The 8855-nt window shown below is 63.1% G+C and carries 8 protein-coding genes and 1 pseudogene; 2 read left to right on the top strand and 7 right to left on the bottom strand.

Annotated elements, in window-relative coordinates; genetic code table 11:
- The 5 genes and pseudogenes from J3481_RS14080 to J3481_RS14060 form a co-directional block, all read right to left on the bottom strand.
- Positions 1-495: flavin reductase family protein (locus J3481_RS14080; RefSeq protein ID WP_236011741.1), on the bottom strand; the 495-nt coding region annotated here is incomplete at its 3' end.
- Positions 496-604: 109 nt separating this feature from the next.
- Positions 605-1756: an RNA-guided endonuclease InsQ/TnpB family protein gene (locus tag J3481_RS14075; protein ID WP_206832654.1), complete on the bottom strand. Its 1152-nt coding sequence runs from the start codon at positions 1754-1756 to the stop codon at positions 605-607.
- Positions 1728-2165: pseudogene (locus J3481_RS14070) on the bottom strand (IS607 family transposase). Before J3481_RS14070 ends, J3481_RS14075 begins: the two are co-directional and overlap by 29 nt.
- 77 nt (positions 2166-2242) lie before the next feature.
- Positions 2243-2899, bottom strand: coding sequence for an exonuclease domain-containing protein (locus J3481_RS14065; RefSeq protein WP_206832655.1), 657 nt, complete (start codon positions 2897-2899; stop codon positions 2243-2245).
- Positions 2896-3933, bottom strand: a complete 1038-nt coding sequence (locus J3481_RS14060; RefSeq protein ID WP_236011740.1) for a DUF294 nucleotidyltransferase-like domain-containing protein — start codon at positions 3931-3933, stop codon at positions 2896-2898. The genes J3481_RS14065 and J3481_RS14060 overlap by 4 nt, the downstream gene beginning before the upstream one ends.
- Positions 3934-4037: 104 nt before the next feature.
- Between J3481_RS14060 and J3481_RS14055 the strand changes: the two genes are divergently transcribed.
- Complete coding sequence (locus tag J3481_RS14055; protein WP_206832657.1) at positions 4038-5306, top strand: glutamine synthetase family protein; 1269 nt, start codon at positions 4038-4040, stop codon at positions 5304-5306.
- Here J3481_RS14055 and J3481_RS14050 read toward each other — a convergent pair.
- A complete protein-coding gene (locus tag J3481_RS14050) occupies positions 5303-6616 on the bottom strand; it encodes an ammonium transporter (RefSeq protein WP_328702151.1) in 1314 nt (437 codons plus the stop codon). The two genes, J3481_RS14055 and J3481_RS14050, sit on opposite strands and share 4 nt — an antisense overlap.
- Positions 6617-7000: 384 nt before the next feature.
- Between J3481_RS14050 and J3481_RS14045 the strand changes: the two genes are divergently transcribed.
- Positions 7001-7675, top strand: a complete 675-nt coding sequence (locus J3481_RS14045) for an HAD family hydrolase (RefSeq protein WP_206832659.1) — start codon at positions 7001-7003, stop codon at positions 7673-7675.
- Positions 7676-7788: 113 nt separating this feature from the next.
- Here J3481_RS14045 and nadA read toward each other — a convergent pair whose 3' ends face one another.
- Positions 7789-8751: a quinolinate synthase NadA gene (gene nadA, locus J3481_RS14040; protein ID WP_206832660.1), complete on the bottom strand. Its 963-nt coding sequence runs from the start codon at positions 8749-8751 to the stop codon at positions 7789-7791.
- Positions 8752-8855: the final 104 nt, after the last annotated feature.

Below are 8855 nucleotides of genomic sequence, written 5' to 3'. Positions count from 1 at the left end.
CCGGGGCCGCCCCCCCCCGCCGACGTCCACCCCCCCCGTCGCGCCCCGCCCCCGGGGGCGCGGGGGGGGGGGGCCGCCGCCCCCCACGACTTCGCCGACGATCAGGACGTGATCGCCGCGGTCGACGACGTCCGTCACGCGGCACTCGAACCAGGAGAGCGCGTCGCGCAGGATGGGACTTCCCGTGGTGGACGTGTAGAATTCGACGTCTTCGAATTTGTTGCCCACGCGTTTGATGGGCTTGAAGAACTTGAACGCAAGATCCTTCTGCCCGCTTTCCAGCACGTTCACGGAAAACACGCGGCTCTGCAGGATGCCGTCGCACGAGGTGGTTCCCTTTTTCACGCCAATGGCCACGAGCGGCGGCTGAAACGAAGCCTGCGTGACCCAGTTGCCCGTGAAGGCGTTCACATCGTCCTCGCCGATCTTCGTGCCGATGACGTACAGCCCGTAGGTGATATGGCGCAGGGCCGTCTTTTTCGCTTGTTCGTCCATCGTCGCACCTCCTGAACGAGTGTAATGTTTCCTCTAAATTATACCTCCTGCCGTCCTGCGATTCATGGACAAATGTCCACTTCTCGCTTCCTGCTTCCGCGACCCATGACTAGCAGCCCAAGGCTGCCCCGCCAGAGGGATCTCCACAGGCGTCACTTCCCGCGGAACTCGCGGTACCGATTCTCAAAAGATTTTTCGCTGCGTTGATGTCGCGGTCATGCCGCGTGCTGCACACCGGGCACGTCCACTCCCGCACCCACAATGGCAATTCGCTTATCACGTGCCCGCACGCCGAACACGTCTTGCTACTCGCGTAAAACCGCGGCGCCACGATGAGTTCCGAACCATACCACGCGCACTTGTACGTCAGCATCCGCCGAAACCCACCAAAACCCATGTCCGAAATGGCTCGCGCCAACGCTCGATTTTGCATCATGCCTCGCACATGCAGGTCTTCCACGACAATCGCTCGCTTGGTTTTCGCAAGCTCCGTCGTCACCTGGTGCAAAAAGTCTTGTCGGATGTTGCGGATCTTCCGGTGCAGTCGAGCAAGCGCCAACGCCGACTTGCGCCGGTTTCGCGAGCCGGGTTTCTTTCGGCTATGCCGCTTCGACAGCCGCTTTAAGCGGTGAAGGTATCGGCGTAACGGCTTTGGCGCCTCGATTTTCGTCCCGTCGGATAACGTTACAAACCACGAAACCCCCAAATCCACACCCACCGGCTCGCCCGAAGGCGGCACAGGGTCGGGCATCTCCGTTTCTGCTGCCAAACTCACATACCATCGATCCGCCTCCCGCTTGACCGTCGCCGACAAGATTCGGCCTTCGACACGCGGTTTCTCTTTCAGCCGAATCCGCCCGAGCCGAGGCAGTTGTACGGCGTTGTCCAAGACGCGAATCGAACCCGTCAGGCGAAACGAATCGTCACGCCCTTTTTTCTTGAACCGAGGGAATCCGACCTTGCGCCCCTCCTTCAACCCGCGAAAAAAGCGTTGAAACGCGCGATCCAAGTCCCGCAGCGCTTCCTGAGGAGCGCACTTGGAGACCTCATACATCCACGGAAAGTCGGTTTTCTTCAGGCGGTTGAGTTCCCGGTGCTGTTCGATGGCGTTCGTGCTTTGCCCCGTCTTCTCATAGAGCGCGATGCGTCGGGCAAGCCCCCAATTGTACGCAAATCGGGCCGCACCTGCGTGCTTCGCAAGCAGGACCCGTTGCATCCGATTCGGCGCCAACTCATACCGATACGCCCGATGAATCTTCACGCTCGAGAACCTCCAAAGCGCGCTTGGCGCGGTGACGAGCGGAACGCCGCCCGTACAACCGCGCACAGAACGATTGTGAAGACTTCGATCATGTCTTGCATCCAATCGTCCTTGACCTCGCCTGGCTCCACGACGAGAATTCGTCGGCCTTGAGCAGCCAAAGCCGCCTCGACGTATTCAAACCCAAACGCCGTGCGATTTGGCGATCCAAATCGGCTTTTGGGTCGGCGCTTGACACGCGCGCATACAAGGCCACGGCATTCGTCGTAGAGGGCTCGGCTTCGTGGACGAGGATGGTGCCCGAAGGGGGTTGCTCAAAAGGCACGGGCATCCGGCCTTCTTTTACCCAACGCCAGGCGGTTTTGTATCCATTCTTTTCTTTCTTGCTTGCCCAATCACTGAGTTTCATAGAAATAGAATACATCAAATATACACAATTGCCCATCATTCAATGAGCAGTTCTCAACCCTCCTGCCCTCCGTTCCATCACCCCGTGGCGCGCGCGCTCACCCAATCGATCACGTCCTTCACCGTCTGCAGCCCGAGCCTGGCGCACAACTCCATTTCCCTTCGCCACACGGCAGCGGTCATATGCACGTCCGCATCCGCCCTGTGGCGACCCGCCACAGGTACACCGAGCCATTCGCACGCCTCGTCGAGCGTCAGCGGGCGAGGCGCCCGCACCAACACCTGCCCCACGACGGCGGTGTCCACCGCGAGAGGCCTCAGGCGCAGCCGCCAGAGCGCGTCGGCGGCGCGCTGGAGAAAGCCGAGATCGTGCCGGATGTGATGCGCCACCCAGACCCGGCCCGCACCCAGTTCCAGCGCCCGGCGCAGGGCATGCTCGAGCGGCTCGCCATCCCGCACGTCCTGGGGCGAAAGCCCGGTCAGTTCCCAGATGTGCGCAGGGACGTCGGCGACGTCCTCGTGGCGAACGACGGCGTACAGGCTGTCCTCGGGATCCGGGCTCGCCCCCGCAAAGGTCGCGCAGGCGACCGTGAGAATTTTGTCGCGCGCGGGAGAGAAACCGGACGTTTCGAGATCGAGCACGAAGTACGGCGCCTGGGCGAGCGGCCGCTCCCAGACGGGTGTCGGCTCGGGGCCGGACGGCGCCTCGCGCCGAATGGAGAAAAACCATCTCATCGCGATCCCCTCGGCTTCGGAAACCGCTGGCACACCAGTCGTTCCAGCGCTTGCGCCGTCCGAAGATGCTCCCTGAGCGCCTCCTGCCACGCACTGGCGAGCTCCGAGCGGAAGACGAGATCCACCGACTCCCGCTCTCCGCGGAGCCAACATTGCGCGTGGCGGCGCGCCCGAAGTCGCCAGCCAAACCACAGCGCTTGGACGATCCCGTCCGCCGGCAGATCGCCCAGAGCGCCCGCGCGGCCGAGCGACAGGGCGCGATCGACCGACCCGAGAACGTCGACGCCATGATGCAAGCTCAAGAGACGAAGCGCGTGAATCATGGGAGCCAGGAAGCTGTCCTTGATGTGAAGCGCCGGTCCACCGGGGCTCGCGTCCCACCGAATGCCGCGCAGGGAACCGAAGCCCACCGTCCCCCGAATGCCGAGATGAGCCATCTGCCACTTCATGAAAGGCGATCCGGCAAGCGTTTCGCGCACCTGCGCGGCGATGGGCGTCCAATGCGGCGCGCCTTCGAGCGGCAGCGCGTCGACGGTCATGTACAGGTAGCGAACATTCGCCCAGTCGGGAAACGCGGCGTACGACGCGATGCGTGCGCGCCAGGCGCTTTCCTCCCCGAACCAGCGCGGATTCGCCCCCATCACGTTGCCCATGCACGGCGCGAAGCCCAACGGCCCCATCCATCGCACAAAGCGCTCGACGTCAGGAGCCGCTTCCGCAAGCGACAGATGGCCGTCCGTGACGAGCGCGAAGTCGAGATCGCTCTGCGGCAGGTCCTCGCCCCGCGCGAGCGATCCGAGCGCGATGATGCGCGCGCGGCTCTGGACTTGCTCCGAGGCGGTTTCCCGCCAGCCGGCCAGCACCATGGCCCGGCGTTGCACTTGAAATCCGGCGAACCAGCGCTGAAAGGAAGTCGAATCCTCCGGCGGACTCTCGTCCTCCAGGAGCGCTTCGCACCACGCACGCTGAATCTCCGCGCCGCGCTCGCAAAGATCCCTCGCGTCCGTCACGCACACCGGCACGTTCACCGCCATCCTCCTCACGCCCCCGCCCTTCGGCGCTCATGCGATGATTGCTAGATTTTCGAGATTTCGTGCTTTATGATCAGCACAGAACATTGTCCGGGTGGTGGATTGTCATGTCAACTGTTTCATCGCTCATTCACCAGCTCGAAGACCGCCGCGTCGACGCCGTTCACCTTCAGTTCACCGACCTCATGGGCTCGGTGAAGGCCGTCGCCATTCCCGCCGGCCATCTGCCCAAGGCGCTCGATGACGGTCTCGGCTTCGACGGTTCATCCGTCGAAGGCTTCGCCCGCGCGGAAGAGTCCGACATGCGGCTCATGCCCGATGTGGCGACGGCGTGCGCGTGGGACGATCCTTCCGGCGCGCGCGCCATCCGCATCATCTGCGACGTCGTGCTTCCCGACGGCGTGCCCTTCGCAGGCGATCCTCGCCGGATCCTGGCCCGCGCCGTGAAGCGTGCGGCGAACGCCGGCATGCCTCCCGTGGTGGTGGCGGCTGAACTGGAGTTTTTCCTCCTTCCCCGAACCCAAAGCGTTTCGGAGGCGCCGTTGGACGATCCCGCCCGCTACTTCGACGCCCCTGTCGCGGACAATCCCGGACGCGCCCTGCGAGCCATCGCCGCCGCCCTCGCCGAGGCCGGCATTCCGGTTGTGCAAATTCACCACGAAGGCGCGCCGCACCAGTACGAGATCGATCTCGCCGCGCTTCCGCCCGTCGCCGCCGCGGACGCCATGGTCACGGCCAAACTCGTCATCCGCCGCGAAGCCGCCCGGTATGATTTCACGGCCTCCTTCATGCCAAAGCCGTTCACGGACTTCCCGGGTTCCGGTTTGCACCTCGCGTTCGCGCCTGCGGACGGCGACACCCAGGCGCCCGTCTGGCAGGCGTTTGCCGCAGGCATCCTCGAACACGCGCGCGGCCTCTGCGCCATCGCCAATCCCACGGTCAACAGCTACAAGCGCCTCGGCAGCAAGGAAGCCCCTGGCTTTGTCGCCTGGTCCGACCGCCATCCCGCTCCCTACCTGCGGGCGGCGAACGGCGGGTGGGAGTGGCGGGCGCCTGATGCATCCGCCAACCCTTACCTCGCCGTCGCCTGCGCCATCGCCGCAGGCTCAGACGGCGTCGAGCGGGAGCTGCCCCTGCCCGACCCGCTCAGCGATCTGCCCGAAAGGTGGTCGGATGAAGAGCGGTTCTTGCGGCGCGTGGCGCCGCTCCCCGAAACCCTTCGCGACGCCCTCGACGAGCTCGAACAAGACGAGTGCCTCCAGGCGGCGCTCGGCGATCACGCCCTGCGCCACTTTCTGGAGGCCAAGCGGCTGGAATGGAACGTCTATGCGCGAACCGTTCACGTCTGGGAGCGAGAGCAATACCTCACCCTTTAGTTCTGAGTGCCGTGTTCAAGCGGAGACTCCTTGATGAGCGGCGTGACGTTCGCACCAAAGTATTTTGGCAACTCCGACGCGGTGAGCGTCTCCGGATACGCGGACTCCGCGTGCAAGGCGAGATCGAGCCCCATGATCTCCTCTTCCTTCGTCACGCGGAGGCCCATCACCTTGTCGACCACCCAGAGCAACAGGAGGCTGCCGAGACCCGAGAACACCCACGTGCTTGCCACGCCGACGAGTTGCAGCAGCACCTGGTGCGGGTTGCCGTGCACGAGGCCGTTCGCCCCCGCCGGGTTCACCGCGGTCGACGCGAACAGGCCGGTCGCAATGGCGCCCCACGTACCGCCGATGCCGTGCCCGCCGAACGCGTCGAGCGCGTCGTCGTACCCGAGTTTCGCCTTCATGAACGTGGATGCAAAGTAGCAGAACGCCCCACCGAGAAGTCCGAGCACAATCGAATAGCCTGGTGAGACGAATCCGGCGGCCGGCGTGATGGCCACGAGCCCCGCGACCGCGCCCGCGCAGGCGCCCACGAGCGTCACGTGACCCGTCCTCAGCTTTTCGACAATCATCCATCCGACTGCGGCAGCCGCCGTCGCCGTGTTGGTCGCGAGGAACGCTTCGGCCGAAAGGAAGTTGGCGGCCACCGCGCTGCCCGCGTTGAATCCGAACCAACCGAACCAGAGCAGCGCCGTGCCGAGCAGCACAAACGGCACGTTATGCGCCTTGATTTCACCTGTCCCGTGTTCGGCTCTGCGCCCGAGATAGAGAGCGGCCATCAGACCGGCGACGCCTGACGAGATGTGAACGACGGTGCCGCCCGCGAAATCGAGAACGCCCAGGTTGTGCAGCCAACCGCCAGCGCCCCACACCCAGTGGGCCAGCGGATCGTAGATGAACGTCGCCCAAAGCACGATGAAGACCACGAAGGACGCGAACCGCACGCGCTCCGCCAACCCACCCACGATCAGCGCGGGGGTGATGATGGCAAACATCATTTGGAAGATAGAATAGAGCATGTTGGGAATGGTGGGCGCGTAGTCGGAATCGGGCGCAGCTCCGACACCGCGCATCATGACCCAGCTCAGATTGCCGATGATGTGGTGGAAATCTGGTCCAAACGCCAGACTGTAACCGACAATCACCCACTGCAGGGACACCACAAGGATGACGGCCACAACCTGCAACATCGTCGTGATGACGTTCTTCGTCCGCACGAGACCTCCGTAAAAGAAGGCGAGTCCGGGTGTCATGAGCAGGACGAGGGCCGACGAAGCCAAAATCCATGCCTCGTCACCTGAATTCACAGGCGGCGCTGTGGTCGCCGCCAAACACGTCGCAGGCACCAGCGCGGCGCCGAGACCAGCCATGGCGGACAGGAGCCACTTCCACCGAGTTCTGAGCATGTTCTCTCCCCACTCCTTTGCGTGAATTTTTTTATAACGATACACGTGGACATTCGAACCGTCAACGAAAAATGTAAGATTATCTAACGTATAAAAAGGTAACATTCTGACGCCGGTATGACGGCAAGCGTTTTCGTCGATTTGCGTTATTTATCCTTACATAACGACCGCCGTTCGGTCCCGTGAAACGGATGTCTCGCTCCAGCCAAACGTGCGCGGCCCCCGAATGTCTCGGCCGCTGCGGCCATGGTATACTCCTGGCGAAGACAAAGCTTGGAGGTCTGTATGAAGGCCGTCATCTTCGACTTCGACGGTACGATCGTCGACAGCGAACAGGCGTGGTATGAGGCTTATGCCGGCTTGTACCGCCGGCACGGGCGAGAACTTCCGTTCGACCTGTACAGCAAATCCATCGGGACGAGTTCCGATGCGTTCGATCCCGTCCGACACCTGTGCGACCTGGACTCGTCCGTCCGGCGCGACGACGCCGAACTCGCGGTTGAATCCGAACACCGGCGTTTGCTGAGCCGTGAGCCTCTTCGGCCCGGCGTGCGCGATTCTCTGCACGAATTGAAGCGGCTCGGCATCGCCGTTGGCCTTGCGACGAGCTCGCGGCGCGCCTATGTCGAACCGCTTCTCAAGAAATACGGCGTGGAATCGCTGTTTGACGCGATCGCCACCGCAGACGACGTCCGCCAGGTGAAGCCCCATCCTGAGTTGTATGAATTGGCGTGTCGGCGCCTGGGGGTTGAGCCGTCGGAAGCCTTGGCCGTGGAAGATTCGCCGAACGGCGCGATCGCCGCGATCGCCGCGGGCATGCACGTGTTATGCGTCCCCAACGCCGTGACGCAACGCATGACCTTCCCGGACGGATGTCGATTTCGCAGCAGTCTCGAAGGAGTGGACTGGGCCTCCCTGCTCGCGTCGATAGCCAGTCCTTCGCAAGCGGAGCGAGAATGAGGCAGGGGAGCGCCTCGACGTGGCGGCACTCCCCTTGAAATCGGAGGAAGGTCTCTCCTCCTCTGAGAGGATTCGACGCGTGAGCGCAACCGACCTGCCTCGCCGGCTTGGCGTCAGCCGATGGCCACCATCCGCTCAATGGCAATCCGAGCGCGCTCCGCCACGTCCGACGGGACGGAGACGACCGTCTTCAGGTCCGCGAGGGCATCCCGCACCTTTTCCAATGTGATCATCTTCATGAACGGACAGACCGCCGCTCGATTGGCCGGGATGAAGGTCTTTCCCGGATTTTGCCGTTCCATCTGATACAAGATGCCGACCTCTGTGGCCACGATGAATGCGCGCTTTTCCGATTCCCGCGCCCGCTGGAGCATGCCGCTCGTGGACAGAACATGCGTGCGATCCGCCGGCAACCGCCCTTCCGCCAGCAAATACATGTTGGACGTCGAACATCCGCACTCGGGGTGAATGAGGAGCTCGGCATCAGGATGGGCCCCGAGGGTCGCTTCAATATCGTGCGGCCGGATGCCGGCGTGGACATGGCATTCGCCCATCCAGATGTGCATATTCTCCCGCCCGGTGACTCGCTTCACGTACGAGCCGAGGAACATGTCGGGCAGGAACAGGATCTCCCGGTCTTCGGGGATGCTCTGGACGACCTGAACCGCGTTCGAGGACGTGCAACAATAGTCGCTCTCCGCCTTCACATCCGCGGACGTGTTGACGTACGAAACCACCACGGCCCCCGGATGCTCCTGTTTCCAGGCCCGAAGTTCATCTGCCGTGATGGAATCCGCCAACGAGCAGCCGGCGTTCGGATCGGGCAGCAGCACCGTCTTGTCTGGATTCAGGATGGCTGCCGTCTCGGCCATGAAGTGGACGCCACACAGCACGATCACGTCCGCATCGGCCCGCATCGCCGCCCGCGCCAGCGCGAGCGAGTCGCCGAGCACGTCCGCGATGTCCTGCACCTCGGGCAGTTCGTAGTTGTGCGCGAGGATCAGGGCGTTCCGCTTCTTCTTCCACTCGAGAATCTCTTCAACCAAGGCTTCCCGTTCAGCCTTCGTCTCCACCATGTGGATGCCCCCTCGTATGAAATGGTTTAGAGTCAGTTCTTCATGAACACACACGCCAAGTTCAGGGTTGAGTTGCTGGGGTATCCCCAGAGACAATGACCTTA

Origin of the sequence: Alicyclobacillus fructus (genome assembly GCF_017329605.1) — a bacterium.
Classification (GTDB): domain Bacteria; phylum Bacillota; class Bacilli; order Alicyclobacillales; family Alicyclobacillaceae; genus Alicyclobacillus; species Alicyclobacillus fructus.
Note: the sequence above shows the minus strand (reverse complement) of the source record. Positions and strands in the feature narration are given on the sequence as shown.

What these genes read in the sequence shown, in the direction of transcription:
- J3481_RS14065 (WP_206832655.1), bottom strand. Translation starts at nt 2,899, where the DNA reads ATGAGATGGTTTTTCTCCATTCGGCGCGAGGCGCCGTCCGGCCCCGAG.
- J3481_RS14060 (WP_236011740.1), bottom strand. Translation starts at nt 3,933, where the DNA reads ATGGCGGTGAACGTGCCGGTGTGCGTGACGGACGCGAGGGATCTTTGC.
- J3481_RS14055 (WP_206832657.1), top strand. Translation starts at nt 4,038, where the DNA reads ATGTCAACTGTTTCATCGCTCATTCACCAGCTCGAAGACCGCCGCGTC.
- J3481_RS14045 (WP_206832659.1), top strand. Translation starts at nt 7,001, where the DNA reads ATGAAGGCCGTCATCTTCGACTTCGACGGTACGATCGTCGACAGCGAA.
- nadA (WP_206832660.1), bottom strand. Translation starts at nt 8,751, where the DNA reads ATGGTGGAGACGAAGGCTGAACGGGAAGCCTTGGTTGAAGAGATTCTC.